Origin of the sequence: Pseudonocardia sp. (assembly GCF_025465255.1) — a bacterium.
In the GTDB taxonomy this organism is placed as follows: Bacteria; Actinomycetota; Actinomycetes; order Mycobacteriales; family Pseudonocardiaceae; genus Pseudonocardia.
Window position 1 is genome coordinate 30654 of sequence record NZ_JAODNI010000033.1, and the last position, 14981, is coordinate 45634.

Here is a 14981-nt window from a genome sequence, read left to right on the forward strand (position 1 = left end):
CCTCTCAGTCATGGGCACCCACGACGGCCTGGTCCCAGTCCAGAACGGACCCGGTGACCACGCCGCTGCGGGCGGACAGCAGGAAAACGATCATGTCGGCGATCTCGTCGGGGTCGGCGAGCCGTCCCAGCGGGAGCTTCTCGGCGGCCTGCTCGCGCCAGTCGTCGCCCGCGCCGTGGAACTCGCGCTGGGTGGCGTCCTCGCCGGCGGTGTCCGTCCAGCCGATGTCCAGGCCGTTGATCCGGATCCGGTCGCCGCGGTGCGCGTAGGCGGCGTTCCTGGTCAGCCCGGCGAGCCCGGCCTTCGCGGCGACGTACGGCGCGAGGACGGGCGCGCCGCCCCGGCGGGCCTCTGAGATGACGTTGACGATCGCGCCCGGCTCGCCGCGCCGCACCATGTCCGCGACGACGGCCTGCATCAGGAAGAACGGCCCCCGCAGGTTCACGGCCATGTGCGCGTCGAACAGCTCCGGCGTGGTGTTCAGCAGCGTGCCCCGGGACGTCAGGCCGGCCGCGTTGACCAGCCCGTCGACCCGGCCGAACTCGGCGACCACCGCGTCCACCGCGGCCCGGACCTGCGGAACGTCCGCGACGTCGCACGGCACGTACCGGCCACCGAACTCGGCCGCCACCTTCTCGCCCTGTTCCCGGCGGCGTCCCGTGACCACCACGGACGCGCCCTCGCGGGCCGCCGCCCGGGCCGCCGACGCGCCGACCCCGGACGTCCCCCCGCTGACCAGGACGATCTTTCCCGCGAGCATCATCCGTGCCGCCGCGCGGTGTGCTCGGCCAGCGTCGCGGCGAACCGGGCGTCGTCCCAGCCCTCGCCCACCGCTGCGCGGAGCAGGTCCGCCTGCGAGGGCGGGGCCAGGCCGTCGACGGGCGGGTCCCGGTCGAGGTCGGTGGGGAATGCATAGCCCTCGGCCGCGGCCGCCACCACGTTCGCCAGCTCGCGCTCCGACGCGCCCGCGTCCCGGAGACGGCGCAGCGCGGGCAGGACGGCCGTGCTGACCCGCGCCCGGTCCACGGTCTCCATCGCGCGCCCGAACGCCGACGACACCTGGAGCAGGTTGGCCATCCGGCGGACGTCGGCGGTGCGGTTCGTTCCGGCGCCGTGCAGGAGGGCCGGGTTGAAGAACACCGCGTCGCCCTTCGCGAGCGGGAGCTGGACGTGGTGGGCCTGGAAGTACTCGCGGAACTCCTCGCGGTCCGCCACCAGGTAGCCGTGCGGGTACTTCTGCGAGTGCGGCAGGTACAGCGTCGGGCCGCTCTCCAGCGGCATGTCGACGTGCGCGACCGCGCCCTGCAGCGTCAGCGCCGGGGTGAGCCGGTGGATGTGCGCGGCGTAGCGCGCGGCACCGGCCGTGGTCCGGAAGCCGAGGTGGTAGTCCCGGTGCGGGCTCTGTGCCGCGCCGCCGGGGTTGACGACGTTGACCTGGGACGTCACCTGGTGGTCCGGGCCGAGCCACGCGTCGCAGACGAGCGCGAGCGCGTCGTTCGCGTAGTACGCCGCGAAGGCGTCCGGGTCCGCGACGGCCAGCTTCTCCAGCGCGTTCCAGACCCGGTCGTTGCTGCCCGCGGCCGCGAAGTGGTCGCCGGCGACGGCGCCCGAGGCGCGCTGGGCCTCGATCAGCCCGCGGAACGCCTCGGACACCCGGTCGACGACGGCGGGCTCGAAGGCGCCGGCCAGCACGACGATCCCGGGCCCGTCGAGCAGCGCGTGCACGAGCTCGGCCTGGACGTCCCGGCGGTCCCCGACGGCGAGGGCCCGGGCGGCGTACACGGGAACCCCGCGGACGATCTCCGCGCGTGGGTACTCGGCCGGATCGGTCTCCTGCTCGACGACCGCGCACAGGTCCTCGAGCCGGGCGTCCGCCGGATCGAGCCAGGCCGCGGCGGGCCAGGAGGTGTCGGACGCGGTGGTGCCGGGCCGCAGACCCGGCGGCTGGACGGAGCCGGTCATCGTGGACCTCCTGGGAAGACGGCGGTGCCGCTGGACTTAAAGCGCTTTAAGTTCCACTATGGTGAGGCGGCCGGGAAGATCGTGTCAAGGGGGTCCGAGAGGATGACGGGTGCGGCCAGGCGGGTCCGGCTGGACGACGTCGCGTCCGCGGCCGGGGTGTCGACGGCGTCGGTCTCGCTGGTCCTGCGCAACGCCCCGGGACCGAGCGCGGAGACACGGCGCCGGGTGCTGGAGACGGCCCGGCGGCTCGGCTACCGGCCGGACCGCGCGGCGAGCCTGCTGGCCAGCAGGCGCAGCCGGCTGATCGGCCTGCTGATCGACGTCCGCAGCCCGTTCCACGCCGAGGTCGCCGAGCAGGTCCTGGACCGGGCCGAAGGCCGCGGCTACGACCTCGTCCTGAGCACGATCACCCGGCGCCGCGGCGAGGACCGCGCGGTGGAGACGCTGCTGGACTCCCGCTGCGAGGGGCTCCTGCTGATCGGGCCGGACGCCCCGGTGCCCCGGCTCGCCGCGCTCGCCGCGTCCGTCCCCGTCGTCGTGCTGTGCCGGAGGCTGGGGGAGGACGCCGACGGCGTCGACGTCGTGCGGGTGCCGGACACCGACGGGACGGCCCTCGCCGTCGACCACCTGCACGGACTCGGCCACACCGACATCGCCTACCTGGACGCGGGCACGGGCACGATCGCCCAGGACCGCCGCGAGGGCTACCTCGGCGCCATGCGCGCCCGCGGCCTCGGCGCGAGCATCCGGGTGCTGCCGGGGGCGGACGGCACCGAGACGACCGGCATCGACGCCACCCGGGACCTGCTCGCGGCGGACACCCTGCCCACCGCGGTGGTCGCCTTCAACGACCGGTGCGCCGTCGGCCTGCTGGACGCACTGCAGCGTGCGGGCGTCGACGTCCCCGGGACGATCTCGGTGATGGGCTACGACGACGACCCGCTCTCCCGGATGGCCCACGTCAACCTGACCACCGTCGGGCAGGACACGCGTGCGCTCGGCGAGTGGGCCGTCGACGCCGTCGTGGAACGCCTGGACGGGGGCCGGGCCGGGCACCGCGAGGAGATCCTCGCTCCCTACCTGGCGGTACGCGGCACGACGGGCCCGCCCGGTCATCGCCCCGCCCTACCTCATCGACCTGCAGGGACCCCGTGACGGGGCAGAGGCGCCGTCACACGGTCGCCCCGGCGAGCTCGTAGCCGCGCCCGGCGTACCGGACGGCGACGGACCGGCCGGACCGCCAGGACAGGTTGGCCGCCTCGGCCAGGTCGAACGCGGCGAGCGCGTCCGCGCCGGACACCCGCGGCGTGGTCCGGTCCCGCACGCACCGCGCGAACGCGTCGAGCTCCTCGGCGTAGGCCCAGGGGTAGCGCTCCTGGAAGTCCTTGACGAGGTCCGTCGTCGCCGCGCCCGGCGTGCGCCACTCGTAGTTCCGCCGGTGCGGCGCGTCGATCCGGGCCGTCGCCCGGCTGCCCATGATCTCCGTCGAGCACTCGTACCCGTAGCCCGACGCCCGGCTGTTGTCGATCACCCCGAGCGCCCCGTTCGCGAACCGCAGCACCACGACCGCGGTGTCCACGTCACCGATCGCGGCGAACGCCTCCGGGTCCGAGACCGCGGCGCCGTGCGCCGTCACCTCGACGACCTCGCCGACCATCCAGCGGGCCACGTCGAGGTCGTGCACCGTGACGTCCCGGAAGAAGCCGCCGGAGCCGGCCAGGAACGCCGCCGGGGGAGATGCCATGTCCCGCAGCGACGTGCGGAACAGGGCGACGTCCCCGAGCTCGCCCGCGTGGATGCGCTCGGCGACGGCGACCCAGTCCGGGTCGAACCGGCGGTGGAACCCGACCTGGAACACGATCCCGCTGCGTTCCACCTCCTCCACCGTGGCCACGGTCGTGGCGCGGTCCAGCGAGATCGGCTTCTCGCAGAACACGTCGACCCCGGCCCGCGCGGCCTGGACCGTGAGCTCGGCATGGGTCCCCGTGGGGGTCGCGATCGCGACGGCGTCGACGTCGTCGTGCGCGAGCAGCTCCGCGAAGGAGCTCACCCACGGCACGCCGTACCTCTCCCCGGCCTCCCGGGCCACCGCCGGATCGGCGTCCTGGACGCAGGCCAGGCGGCCTGTGGCGCACCGCCCGGCCAGGTCGTCGGCATGGATCCGGCCCATCCGGCCGAGTCCGGCCAGGCCGATGCCGATGGTCCTCCTCGTGCTGCTCACCCGTGTCGTGCCTTCCTCAGCGCTTGAGCTCGTGGGAGAGCTCGGCGAGCTCCTGGCCGCCGGCCATCTCGGTGGTCAGTTCCTCCAGCGACACCTCGCTGCGCTTCTTGTCCAGCACCCGGCGGCCCAGCTTCAGGATGATGAAGTGGTCCCCGACCATGTAGGCGTGGTGCGGGTTGTGGGTGATGAAGACGACGCCCAGGCCCGCGTCGCGCGCGGCGGCGGTGTACTTCAGGACGACGCCGGACTGCTTGACGCCCAGCGCGGCGGTCGGCTCGTCGAGGATCAGCACGCGGGCGCCGAAGTAGACGGCGCGGGCGATCGCGACGCACTGGCGCTGCCCGCCGGAGAGCGTCCCGATGGGCTGGTTGATGTCCTTGACGTGGATGCCCATCTTCTTGAGCTCGGCGTCGGCGATCTCGCGCATGCCCTTGATGTCCAGGGGGGCGAGCGGGTAGTTGCCCTTGCGGATCTCGGAGCCGAGGAAGAAGTTGCGCCAGACCTCCATCAGCGCGACGACGGCGAGGTCCTGGTAGACCGTCGCGATGCCGTGGTCGAGCGACTCGCGGGGGGAGCCGAAACGGCAGTCCGCCCCGTCGACCTTCAGGGTGCCCTCGGTGTGCGAGTGCAGCCCGGAGATGATTTTGATGAGGGTCGACTTGCCGGCGCCGTTGTCCCCGAGGACGCAGGTCACCTCGCCGGCGTTGACGGTCAGGTTGATGCCCTCGAGCGCGCTGATGGCGCCGTAGGACTTGCCGACGTTCTCCATCTCGACGAGCGGGGATCCGACCTGCAGGTCGGGTGCGGCATGGTCGGCGATCGTGTCGGTCATGGGTCACTTCCTCGTCGAGGCGTAGTTCTTGACGTAGAGGTTCACCAGGACCGCCAGCAGCAGCATCGCGCCGAGGAAGGTCTTGAACCAGTTGGGGTCCCAGCCGGCGTAGACGATGCCCTGGGTGGTCATGCCGAAGATGAACGCGCCGAGCGCGGAGCCGATGGCGGAGCCGTAGCCGCCGGTGAGCAGCGCGCCGCCGACGACCGCGGCGATGATGTAGATGAACTCGTTGCCGACGCCGAGGCCGGCCTGCACGGTGGAGAAGTTGAACAGCAGGTGCTGGCCGAGGAACCAGGCCATCAGCCCGACGCCCATGAACAGCCCGATCTTCACCTTGGCCACGGGCACGCCGACCGCGCGAGCGCTGTCCTGGTTGCCGCCGGAGGCGAAGATCCAGTTGCCGGTGCGGGTGCGCAGCAGCAGCCAGGTCGCGAACAGCACGAACAGCAGCCACCACAGGACGGACATCTTGATGTTCATGAAGCCGAGCGGGATGTCCGCGGCGAAGATCGCCTTGGCCGAGGCGAAGCCGTCGAGGTCGCTGACGTTGGTGGTGGCGACGGTGCCGGTGACCAGCTTGGTGACGCCGAGGTTGAGGCCCTGCAGCACGAAGAACGTGGACAGGGTGATCAGGAACGACGGCAGCTTGGTGCGTACGAGCAGGTAGCCGTTGACGAACCCGATGGCGAGGGAGATGAGGAGGCTGACCAGCACGCCCACCCACACGTTGAGCGAGAACTGGTAGCTGATCATCGCCGAGGCCAGCGCGGAGGTGGTGACGGCGACGCCGGAGGACAGGTCGAACTCTCCGCCGATCATGAGCAGGGCCACCCCGACGGCGACGATGCCGATCGTCGAGGAGGCGTAGAGGACCGTGGAGAGGGCCTCGGCGGTGCGGAAGGGCGGGGCGACCGCGAAGAAGAACACGAAGATCGCGATCGCCGCGGCGAGCGCGCCGATCTCCGGGCGGGCGAGGACGCGGGCGACGAGCGAGCGCTGCACGCGCACGGGCTCGGCGCCCTTGGCGGACGTGGACGGGGGGGACGGGGGGGACGGCGGGGTCGCGACGGGTGAGCTCATCGCTCTGCACTCCTGGATCGGGGCCCACCCCGGGGTCACCGCGCGGCGACCCCGGGGTGGAGCGGGCTCAGCGGGTGTTCTTCGCGGCGTATTCCGCGATCTTGGTGATGTTGGTGTTGTCGACGAAGGACGGGCCGGTCAGGACCGGCTTGCCGCCGCCCAGGTCGTTGCCGTTGGTCAGGTTCAGCCACAGCGACTGGACGGCCATGTAGCCCTGGACGTAGGGCTGCTGGTCGATCGAGAACTGGATCGACCCGTTCTGGATGTCCTTCGCGACGTCCGCGTTGAGGTCGAAGGTGACGACCTTGGCCTGGCTACCGGAGTCGGTCTTGGACTGCAGCGCGGCGAGCGCGATCGGCGCACCGAGGGTCACCACGTAGGTGATCGACGGGTCCTGCTGCAGCTTCGCGCCGATGGTCTGCTGGACCGACGGCAGGTCCGCGCCGTTGACCTGCAGGTTCTCGGTGGCCGGAAAGGTCTTCTTGACGCCGGCGCAGCGCGCCTCCAGCGCGACCGAGCCCTGCTCCTGAACGACGCAGAGCGCCTTGCCGCCGCCGGCCTGGGTCATCTTGGTGCCCGCGGACTGCCCGGCGAGGTCCTCGTCGGAGCCGAAGTACATCGGGATCTTGTACTTCTGGTACTCGTTGATCCCGGAGTTGAACGCGACCGTCGGGATGCCCGCCGCGACCGCCTTCTGGGCGGCCGGACCGACCTGGTCGGCATAGGCGAGGGTGACGGCGATGCCGGCCACCTTCGAGTCGATGGCGTTCTGGACCAGGGTGGCCTGGTCGCCGGCGGCGTTGTTGTTCGAGTACTTCAGGTCCACGTTCAGGTCGGTCGCGGCCTGCTGGGCGCCGGCGCGGATCTTGTCCCAGAACGAGTCGCCCGGCTGCTCGTGGGTGACCATCGCGATGGTGTACCGCTGGCCCTGGGCGGTGCCGCCGGCCTGGCTCTGCGCGCCGCCCTGGCTGCTGCAGCCGGCCGCGACGAGTGCCGCGCACGCCACCGCGGCGAGGAGGCCGATCGACCTCTTCCCGTGTCGGAACATCGTTGTCCTTCCCTTTCGGGTCTGCGTCGCGTCGTCGCGACGGTCCGTCCCCCGACGGGTGGCCCGCGCCGGATGACGCGGACCGGTGTGACGTGCGTGCTCCGACAGGCTTGTGACGTGACCGTCGGTTGTGACTCGGAACACCGCGTCAGGTGTACGCTCGTATGAGCTGTACGTCAATGGTTTGTCCTTACATAATTTGTAAGGACATACAGAGGGGGTAACGCCGTGGACCGCTTGTCCTCCGGAGGGTTGGTGCCGGATGTGTCGCTCGATCGGACCAGTCCGGTCCCCCTCTACTACCAGGTGGCGACCCGCCTCCAGCAGCAGATCGAGGACGGCAGTATGCCCGTCGGAAGCCGCCTTGAGAACGAGGTCGAGCTCGCGGACCGGCTCGGCGTCTCCCGCCCGACCATGCGCCGCGCCATCTCCTACCTGGTCGAACGAGGCATGCTCATCCGCAAGCGCGGGGTCGGCACGCAGGTCGTGCACCCCAAGGTGCGCCGCCCGGTCGAGCTGACCAGCCTCTACGACGACCTGCTCAAGAGCGGGCAGGAACCGCGCACCGAGATCCGCGAGATCGAGATCCGGCCCGCCACGGACGTCGTCGCGGAGGCACTGGGCATCGCGTTCGGCACGGAGGTCACCTGGATCGAGCGGCTGCGCTACGCGGGCGACGAACCGCTGGCGATCATGCACAACGCGGTCCCGCTGGACGTCCTCCCGCTGCGCCGTGAGGACCTCGAGCGCTCCGGGCTCTACGACCTGCTGCGCTCCGCCGGGCACATCCCGCGGATGGCGAACCAGATCGTCGGGGCGAAGAACGCGACGTCCGCCGAGGGCAAGATCCTGGGGGAGTCCCGGGGCGCACCGCTGCTGACCATGACCCGCACCGCCTGGGATGCCGGCGGCAAGGCGGTGGAGTACGGCTCGCACCTCTACCGGGCCAGCCGCTACTCCTTCGAGCTGAACCTCACCAGCTGACCCGGCCGGGTGGCCCGGAACACCTTGTGACCTGCGTCGGAACCGCACACGTTCCGATTCTCGGAATCGTTCAAGTCCACGAGAGCGAAGAGAGGGGCACGGAGATGGGCGAGCAGGTACGGATGCGCCTCGTGGCGCTGCACGACGAGTACGTGGAAGCGGTGAACGCCGCGGTCGCCGAGGGCCGGGGCGACCTGGTGGACCACCTCACGGAGGAGTACCCGGATGCGGCCCTGCGCATCCTGACCAGCGAGGCCGCCTGATCCGCCACCCCGCCCGTACAGCAGGAAAGCCCCTTCCCCGCCAGGACCCGGCGGGAGAGGGGCTTTCCTGCTTCACGGGGCGAGGGCTCAGCCGGCGGCGGGCTGCTGCGGGATCCCGTCCGCGGGCGGGATCGCCTCCGGAGCGGTGTACGGCGTCACCGGGACGTCCCCGTTGTCCGTCACCATGACCCCGGTGAGCGGCTGCTGCCCGGTGCCGACGATCTTCGTGACCCGGACCCCGGACAGGCCCGCGTGCCGGTCGGCGGAGAAGCGGTAGGGCGCCGCCCATGGACCCTGCAGCGACGTGCCCGTCTTCTCGACGGCCGCGACGAGTCCCTCGCGCGTCGGGTTCGGCCCGGCGGCCTGCAGCGCCTGCACGAACGTGTAGGCCTGCGTCATGCCGAAGATCCGGTAGTTGGTGAGCTCCCCGCCGATCCCGTTCGCCTTCCAGATCGCATCGAACTGCTTGGTCCAGGGGTCGTCCGGCATGTCGACGGTGGCGAAGTAGCTGTCGGTGATGGCACCGTCGAGGAGACCGGCGTCCGTCACGGAACCCTGGGAGAAGCGCGCCAGCAGCGAGCCGACGAGGCTCGCGTCCGAGCCGATGTTGCTGTACACCCACTGCGGCTTGTAGTTCAGCCGCAGCCCCTGCAGCTGGGACAGCGCGGTGTAGGACGGCACGTTGAAGCCGATCACGAGGTCCGCGCCCGCGGCCTGCAACGCGGAGACCTGCGGGGCGATGTCGGTGTTGCCCGGGGTGTAGCGCTGCACCGCGACGATCTGCTTCTCCAGGTAGCGCCGGGCGCCCGCCTCCGCGTCGACGCCGACGTCGTCGCCCTGCAGGAACAGGCCCACCTTGGCCTGCGGGAAGTTCTGCGCCACGTACTGGGCGAGGATCTTCGCCTCGATCTCGTAGTCCGGCTGGAAGCCGAAGGTCTGCGGGTACTTCTCCGGCTGGTCCCACAGCCGCGAGCCGGACGAGACGAGCAGGTCCGGCACTCCCTCGCCGTTGAGGAAGTCCAGGACGGCGCTGTGCGTGGGCGTGCCGAGGCCGCCCATCACCGCGAACACCTGGTCCTGGAGTACGAGCTGGTTGACGACCTGGCTGGTCTGGGTGGGGTTGTAGGCGTCGTCCCGGACGACGTACTCGATCTTCCGGCCGTTCACGCCGCCCTTGGCGTTGACCCAGTCGAAGTAGGCCTTCGTGCCGGTGGGGATCTCGCTGTAGCCCGGGGCGGCGACGCCGGTCAACGGGAAGTGCGCGCCGACCTTCACCGTGTCCGCGGTCAGCCCGGTGGTGGTACCGCCCCCGCTGCCACCGCTCGTGCCCTCCGCGGGCCGCCCGCCGGCGCCGCAGCCGGCCAGCACCAGCGCCGCGCTCGCGACCAGCGCGCCCAGCGCCTGACGCCGCCTGATTCTCCTGGGCCAGATCTTGCCCATCACGACCTCCTCGTCGAGTGGTGATCCCTCGAGGACCTGCCCCGAAGGCCCCTTCCCCTGCCGAACCCGGGGACCAGCCTCTTCGCGATGCCCACCGCGCCGGACGGCGCGAGGAGCATCACCAGCACGAGCACCGCGCCGTAGACGAGCGGGGCCAGCTGGGCCGCCTGGACGTCGTCCAGGCCGATCGAGGTGCCTACGTCGGTGATCGCGGGCGGCAGGAACACCAGCAGCGCGCTGCCGAGGAGCGCGCCGGTCAGGCTGCCGAGCCCGCCGACGACGACCGCGGTGAGCAGCCCGATCGACAGCACGATGGTGAAGCCGCTGGGCGCCGCGAGCCGCACGACGACGCCCAGCACCGCCCCGGCCAGCCCGGCGCACGCGGCGCTCACGGTGAACGCCAGCACGCGCACCCGGCCGAGCTTGATCCCGGCGAGCTCGGCGGCGACCTCGTCGTCCCGCACCGCCCGCCACACCCGCCCGACCCGGCTCGAGCACAGGTTGGCGAGCAGCAGCAGGACCAGCAGCGCGGTCACCCAGCCGACGTAGGCGAGGAACTTGACCCCGGAGGTCTCGTTGGCGGACAGGAAGTACACCGCGTCGGAGAACCAGGCCGGCGGCCGTGGCGCGGTGATCTGCATGCCCTGCTCGCCGCCGAGGAAGTCGTGGAAGTAGATCGCGAGGCCGGGCACGGCGATGGCGAACGCGAGCGTGGCCCCGGCGAGGTAGGGCCCGTGCAGCCGGGACGCAGCGGCCCCGACGACGACGCCGACCAGCGCCGTGACCACGGCCGCGATCACCATCACGACGACGAGCGGGAGCCCGTCCGGCGTCAGCAGCAGCCCGGTCGTGTAGGCACCGACGGCCATCAGGGCGCCGTGGCCCAGCGAGATCTGTCCGTTGAGCCCGGTCAGTACGGTCAGCCCGGCGGCCGCGATCGCGTAGTAGGACATCGTCGCGAACTGGGAGTTCGCGAACGGCGGCGTCGCCTCGAGCACCAGCACGAGCACGACGAGCCCGACGAGGGCGAGCAGTGCGTGCCGGCCGAGGACGGACTTCGGCAGCCACCGACGCAGCCGCCCGAAGCGGCCCGGCCCGGTGGCGTCCTCGACGGTCTCGGCGGCATCGGAGCGGGTGGGGGAGTTCGCCGGGGCGGCCATCACACCCGCCTCGCCGCGGCCCGGGCGAAGAGCCCCTGCGGCCGCACCAGCAGCACCGCGACCAGCGCGGCGAGGGCGGCCAGCGGCACCAGCTCGCTGCCGAGGTACCCGGTCACGTAGCTGAGCCCGAGCCCGATCGCGAGCCCGCCGACCACGGCGCCGCCGGGGGAGTCCAGCCCGCCCAGCACCGCGGCGACGAATCCGTAGACGATCACGGTGTCCATGTAGGCCGGGTAGACGAGGCTCCCGCCTGCGATCAGCAGCCCGGCGAGCGAGCCGACCAGCGCGGCCAGCGCCCAGCCGAGGGTCAGCATCCGGCCGACCGGCACGCCGAGCAGCCGCGAGACCTCCGGGCTGAACGCCGTCGCCCGCATCCGCAGGCCCACGTTCGTGAACCGGAACAGCGCCACCAGCCCGGCCAGCACCACGCCCACCGAGACCAGGATGAACACCGTGAACGGGGTGAACGCGACGGTCGTCGAGCCGATCGTGAAGCCCTGCAGGCCGACGGGCGCGGGGAAGGACTTGAACGTGGCGCCGAACAGGATCGACGCGACCGCCTGGAACGCGACGAACAGGCCGAGGGTGACGATGACCGCCGCCATCTCGTTCCCCGCGACGCGGCGGACGACCAGGCGCTCGACGCCGGCGCCCAGGACCAGCCCGCCTGCGAGCGCGACGAGCAGTGCCACCCAGTACGGCGCGCCCCGCTCGATGACGGCCAGCGCGAGGTAGGTGGTGAACATCGCCATCGCGCCCTGGGCGAAGTTGACCACCCGGGTCGACCGCCAGATCAGCACCAGGGCAAGCGCGAAGGCGGCGTAGATCGCCCCCTGCCCGATGCCGGTCAGCGTGGTGTTGACGAACTGCTGCATGAGGCTCCTTCCCCGCGAGGGAGGGTCAGAATCCGAGGTAGGCGTGCCGCAGGGCGTCGTCCGCGGCGAGCTCGGCCGCGGGTGCGGTGGCGACGACGCGGCCCAGCCCGAGGACGACCCCGACGTCGGCGATGGACAGGGCGCTGCGCGCGTTCTGCTCGACGAGCAGGATCGCCAGCTCGGTCTCCCGCACCAGGTCCCGGAGCATCCCGAAGATCTGCGAGACGATCCGCGGCGCGAGGCCCAGCGACGGCTCGTCGAGCAGCAGGACGTCCGGCCCGGAGACCAGCGCCCGGCCGATGACCAGCATCTGCCGCTCTCCACCGGAGAGGGTGTGGGCGTCGCGGCGACGGCGCTCGGCCAGTGCGGGGAACATCGTGTAGACGTCCTCGGCGGTGCGCTCGGTCCGCTTCCGGGCGGAGCCGAGCAGCGCGCCGAGCCGGAGGTTCTCCTCCACCGTCAGCTCGGTGATCACGCCGCGGCCCTCGGGCACGTGGGCCACCCCGGCCCGCGCGATCTTCTCCGCCGCAGCGGCGGTCAGGTCCGTGCCGTCGACGTGCACGCTCCCGGCGGTGGGCCGGACGAGCCCGGAGATCGTCCGGAGCAGGGTGGTCTTGCCCGCGCCGTTGGCGCCGAGCACGGCGGTGATGTGCCCGCGCTCGGCGGTGACGTCGACGCCGTCGAGGGCGCGGACCGGACCGTAGCCGGCGGTGAGCCCGCGCACGGCGAGGGCCGCCTTCGGGAAGGTCGCGGTAAGGCCCTCGGCCCCCGTGTCCGCCGAGGTGCTCACTGGACCGCCTCCTCGCCGAGGTAGGCGTCGACGACCGCGGGATCGTCGCGCACCTCGTCCGGCGGCCCGTCCGCGACGACCTTGCCGAAGTCCAGCACCGTGATCCGGTCGCAGACGCTCATCACCAGGTCCATGTGGTGCTCGACCAGCACGACCGCCATCCGCGCGGTCAGCGTGCGGATCAGTGCGCCGAGTTCGGCCATCTCGTCCTCGCCCAGGCCGCTCGCGGGCTCGTCGAGCAGCAGCATCTCCGGTTCGGCCACCAGCGCGCGGGCGAGCGCGACCCGCTTCTGCACCGGGTAGGGAAGGCTGCCGGGCAGCCGATCGGCGTAGTGCGCGGCGCCCAGCTCGTCCAGGGCCGCCAGGGCCCGGTCCCGTAGGGCACGCTCGTCGCGGTCCGAGCGGCGCAGGGCGAGCAGGGCGGACCCGAAACCCGCTCGGCGGTGCCGGTCCGCGCCGATCATCACGTTCTCGGTGACCGTCAGGCCGCGGAAGAGCCCGACGCCCTGCAGGGTCCGGGCGATCCCCGTCCCGGCGAGCTTGTGCGGGCGCAGGTCCCGGACCGGTTCGCCGTGCCAGGACAGGGTGCCGGCGTCCGGGCGGACGAAGCCGCAGCACACGTTGAACAAGGTCGTCTTGCCGGCGCCGTTCGGGCCGATCACGCCGTGCACCGACCCCGGCGCGACGGCGAGCGAGACGTCGTCGAGGGCGACGAGCCCGCCGAAGCGGACCTCCACGCCGTCGACGGCGAACAAGGGCGCGGCCGTGCGGACGGCGCCCGGCGGGGGGACGGGATCGGGCCTGGGCTCGGTCACGGGGCGCGGCCTCCGGGCGTCGTCGGCGGTGACGAGGGGGGTGACGAGACCGGGTGAGCGGCGTCATCCGGACGGGGTCCAGATTGGGCGCTGGGACCAGACACCGCCATGGACGCAGCGCACAACATCGCTGGCCGATCGCTGGGCGGAACGCCCGAATGGGTGGACGACGAGGGCCGTCCTGCTGCACAGTTCCCGTCGTGCTGTCCACCGGCGGGGAGCGGGCGTCCGAGGCTGTGCCGACGCCTCCGGGACACCGTCGTGTGCGCGGCGCACGACACGACCCCGTGGTCGACGACGCGCTCCGCGTGCTCGGCGCCGTGCTCCTCGACGAGATCGACCTGCTCGCGGACCGGCTGACCCTGCAGATCCTGCAGCACGAGTCCTGCTACGGCGAGCTGGGCCTGATCGACGAACTGCGCGACGCCTCGCTGCGCAACCTCCACCGCGGCGTCCAGGTGCTCGCCGGCACGGTTCCGGACGGTGTCGACCCGGTCGACAGCACGCGGGAGACCGGCCGGACCCGGGCCCGGCAGGGCGTCCCGCTCGAGGCGGTGCTGCACGGCTACCGGCTCGGCGGGCGACTGATCTGGGAGGCCCTGCTCACGGCGTCGCGGCAGCGGTTCGACGGGGCGTACGACGTCGCCCTGCTGGACGCCGCCGGCTACATCTGGCGGACCAACGACGGCAGCTCGGCGGTGCTCGTCGACGCCTACCGGCAGGAGGAGTCGCGGATGCGCGGCCACGACCTCAGCCGGCGGCGGGCCGCCCTGGACGGGCTGCTGGGCGGCCGCGGGCGGGACCCGGGGTTCGTCCGGGACGCGGCGGTGGTGCTCGGGCTCCCGGACACCGGGCCGCTGCTGTGCGCCGTCGGCTGCGTCGAGACCGCGGGACACGATCCGCTGCACGATCCGCAGGAGACCCTGGCGGCCCAGGGGATCGACTCGGTGTGGGCGCTGCGGCAGGGGGAGATGGTCGGCCTGGTGGCCGCGCGGGGGCGCTCGGCCCGGGAGATCGGCGCGCTGCTGGAGCCGAGCGTCGTCGGCCGGGTCGGGCTGTCCGGCCTCGTCGAGGGCCTGGGTATGGCCGACGCCGGCTACCGGATGGCGCAGGCCGCCGTCCGCACGCTCGTCGCGGCGGGCCTGGCCGTCCTCGACGACCGGCTGCCGGAGGCGTTGCTGGCGGACAGCCCGGAACTGCTGCCGCGGGTGCTGGACTCCGCGCTCGGCGGCCTGCTCGGGCTGCCCGCGGCGGACCGGAAGGTGCTTCTGGACACCCTGGACGCGCTGCTGATCAGCGGTGGCTCGCCGACCCACGCCGCGCGGACGCTGTTCTGCCACCGCAACACGGTGATCTACCGGCTGCGCCGGATCGAGGCGGTCACCGGGCGCCGGATCGCCGATCCGCGGGACCGGCTGTTGCTGAGCCTCGGCGTGATGGCGGCCCGGGCCCGCCCTCCCGCGTCCGGACGGGCCTGACCGGCACGAGCCGTTCACCCGCCCGACGAC

15 protein-coding genes are annotated in these 14981 nt (G+C 72.5%); 4 read left to right on the plus strand and 11 right to left on the minus strand.

Features of this window, described 5'->3' with window-relative positions; genetic code table 11:
* Nucleotides 1–4: 4 nt before the first annotated feature.
* The gene (locus JWP64_RS03525) at nucleotides 5–763 is read right to left on the minus strand and encodes an SDR family oxidoreductase (RefSeq protein ID WP_297492182.1); all 759 of its coding nucleotides are present in this window, start codon (nucleotides 761–763) and stop codon (nucleotides 5–7) included.
* The gene (locus JWP64_RS03530; protein WP_297492184.1) at nucleotides 760–1962 is read right to left on the minus strand and encodes a phytanoyl-CoA dioxygenase family protein; all 1203 of its coding nucleotides are present in this window, start codon (nucleotides 1960–1962) and stop codon (nucleotides 760–762) included. The genes JWP64_RS03525 and JWP64_RS03530 overlap by 4 nt, the downstream gene beginning before the upstream one ends.
* Before the next feature lie 102 nt (nucleotides 1963–2064).
* Here JWP64_RS03530 and JWP64_RS03535 point away from each other — a divergent pair, with 102 nt between their 5' ends.
* A complete protein-coding gene (locus JWP64_RS03535) occupies nucleotides 2065–3117 on the plus strand; it encodes a LacI family DNA-binding transcriptional regulator (protein WP_297492187.1) in 1053 nt (350 codons plus the stop codon).
* 16 nt (nucleotides 3118–3133) lie between these two features.
* Here the strand turns inward: JWP64_RS03535 and JWP64_RS03540 are convergent, their stop codons facing one another.
* The 4 genes from JWP64_RS03540 to JWP64_RS03555 form a co-directional block, all read right to left on the minus strand.
* On the minus strand, nucleotides 3134–4183 hold the full coding sequence (locus JWP64_RS03540) for a Gfo/Idh/MocA family oxidoreductase (RefSeq protein ID WP_297492190.1): 1050 nt from the start codon (nucleotides 4181–4183) through the stop codon (nucleotides 3134–3136).
* Nucleotides 4184–4199: 16 nt separating this feature from the next.
* Complete coding sequence (locus tag JWP64_RS03545; RefSeq protein ID WP_297492192.1) at nucleotides 4200–5015, minus strand: ATP-binding cassette domain-containing protein; 816 nt, start codon at nucleotides 5013–5015, stop codon at nucleotides 4200–4202.
* 3 nt (nucleotides 5016–5018) lie between these two features.
* Nucleotides 5019–6098, minus strand: a complete 1080-nt coding sequence (locus JWP64_RS03550; protein ID WP_297492194.1) for an ABC transporter permease — start codon at nucleotides 6096–6098, stop codon at nucleotides 5019–5021.
* 67 nt (nucleotides 6099–6165) lie between these two features.
* Nucleotides 6166–7146 carry a substrate-binding domain-containing protein gene (locus tag JWP64_RS03555; protein ID WP_297492196.1) on the minus strand — a complete coding sequence of 327 codons (981 nt, stop codon included), beginning with the start codon at nucleotides 7144–7146 and terminating at the stop codon, nucleotides 6166–6168.
* 306 nt (nucleotides 7147–7452) lie between these two features.
* Here JWP64_RS03555 and JWP64_RS03560 point away from each other — a divergent pair, with 306 nt between their 5' ends.
* Both JWP64_RS03560 and JWP64_RS03565 read left to right on the plus strand, forming a co-directional pair.
* Nucleotides 7453–8130 (plus strand): GntR family transcriptional regulator, encoded by a 678-nt coding sequence (locus JWP64_RS03560; protein WP_297492243.1) that lies wholly within the window; start codon nucleotides 7453–7455, stop codon nucleotides 8128–8130.
* Nucleotides 8131–8234: 104 nt separating this feature from the next.
* Complete coding sequence (locus tag JWP64_RS03565; protein ID WP_297492198.1) at nucleotides 8235–8393, plus strand: hypothetical protein; 159 nt, start codon at nucleotides 8235–8237, stop codon at nucleotides 8391–8393.
* Nucleotides 8394–8480: 87 nt separating this feature from the next.
* Here the strand turns inward: JWP64_RS03565 and JWP64_RS03570 are convergent, their stop codons facing one another.
* From JWP64_RS03570 to JWP64_RS03590, 5 genes are all read right to left on the minus strand, one after another.
* Nucleotides 8481–9833, minus strand: coding sequence for an ABC transporter substrate-binding protein (locus JWP64_RS03570; protein ID WP_297492201.1), 1353 nt, complete (start codon nucleotides 9831–9833; stop codon nucleotides 8481–8483).
* Nucleotides 9833–10993, minus strand: coding sequence for a branched-chain amino acid ABC transporter permease (locus JWP64_RS03575; protein WP_297492203.1), 1161 nt, complete (start codon nucleotides 10991–10993; stop codon nucleotides 9833–9835). The genes JWP64_RS03570 and JWP64_RS03575 overlap by 1 nt, the downstream gene beginning before the upstream one ends.
* Nucleotides 10993–11868: a branched-chain amino acid ABC transporter permease gene (locus JWP64_RS03580; RefSeq protein ID WP_297492206.1), complete on the minus strand. Its 876-nt coding sequence runs from the start codon at nucleotides 11866–11868 to the stop codon at nucleotides 10993–10995. Before JWP64_RS03580 ends, JWP64_RS03575 begins: the two co-directional genes overlap by 1 nt.
* Before the next feature lie 25 nt (nucleotides 11869–11893).
* Nucleotides 11894–12592: an ABC transporter ATP-binding protein gene (locus tag JWP64_RS03585; protein WP_297492245.1), complete on the minus strand. Its 699-nt coding sequence runs from the start codon at nucleotides 12590–12592 to the stop codon at nucleotides 11894–11896.
* 62 nt (nucleotides 12593–12654) lie between these two features.
* Nucleotides 12655–13473 carry an ABC transporter ATP-binding protein gene (locus tag JWP64_RS03590; protein ID WP_297492208.1) on the minus strand — a complete coding sequence of 273 codons (819 nt, stop codon included), beginning with the start codon at nucleotides 13471–13473 and terminating at the stop codon, nucleotides 12655–12657.
* Nucleotides 13474–13760: 287 nt separating this feature from the next.
* Between JWP64_RS03590 and JWP64_RS03595 the strand changes: the two genes are divergently transcribed.
* On the plus strand, nucleotides 13761–14951 hold the full coding sequence (locus JWP64_RS03595; protein ID WP_297492210.1) for a CdaR family transcriptional regulator: 1191 nt from the start codon (nucleotides 13761–13763) through the stop codon (nucleotides 14949–14951).
* Nucleotides 14952–14981: the final 30 nt, after the last annotated feature.

What these genes read in the sequence shown, in the direction of transcription:
- JWP64_RS03575 (WP_297492203.1), bottom strand. Translation starts at nt 10,993, where the DNA reads ATGGCCGCCCCGGCGAACTCCCCCACCCGCTCCGATGCCGCCGAGACC.
- JWP64_RS03580 (WP_297492206.1), bottom strand. Translation starts at nt 11,868, where the DNA reads ATGCAGCAGTTCGTCAACACCACGCTGACCGGCATCGGGCAGGGGGCG.
- JWP64_RS03535 (WP_297492187.1), top strand. Translation starts at nt 2,065, where the DNA reads ATGACGGGTGCGGCCAGGCGGGTCCGGCTGGACGACGTCGCGTCCGCG.
- JWP64_RS03525 (WP_297492182.1), bottom strand. Translation starts at nt 763, where the DNA reads ATGATGCTCGCGGGAAAGATCGTCCTGGTCAGCGGGGGGACGTCCGGG.
- JWP64_RS03550 (WP_297492194.1), bottom strand. Translation starts at nt 6,098, where the DNA reads ATGAGCTCACCCGTCGCGACCCCGCCGTCCCCCCCGTCCCCCCCGTCC.
- JWP64_RS03545 (WP_297492192.1), bottom strand. Translation starts at nt 5,015, where the DNA reads ATGACCGACACGATCGCCGACCATGCCGCACCCGACCTGCAGGTCGGA.
- JWP64_RS03530 (WP_297492184.1), bottom strand. Translation starts at nt 1,962, where the DNA reads ATGACCGGCTCCGTCCAGCCGCCGGGTCTGCGGCCCGGCACCACCGCG.
- JWP64_RS03570 (WP_297492201.1), bottom strand. Translation starts at nt 9,833, where the DNA reads ATGGGCAAGATCTGGCCCAGGAGAATCAGGCGGCGTCAGGCGCTGGGC.
- JWP64_RS03565 (WP_297492198.1), top strand. Translation starts at nt 8,235, where the DNA reads ATGGGCGAGCAGGTACGGATGCGCCTCGTGGCGCTGCACGACGAGTAC.
- JWP64_RS03555 (WP_297492196.1), bottom strand. Translation starts at nt 7,146, where the DNA reads ATGTTCCGACACGGGAAGAGGTCGATCGGCCTCCTCGCCGCGGTGGCG.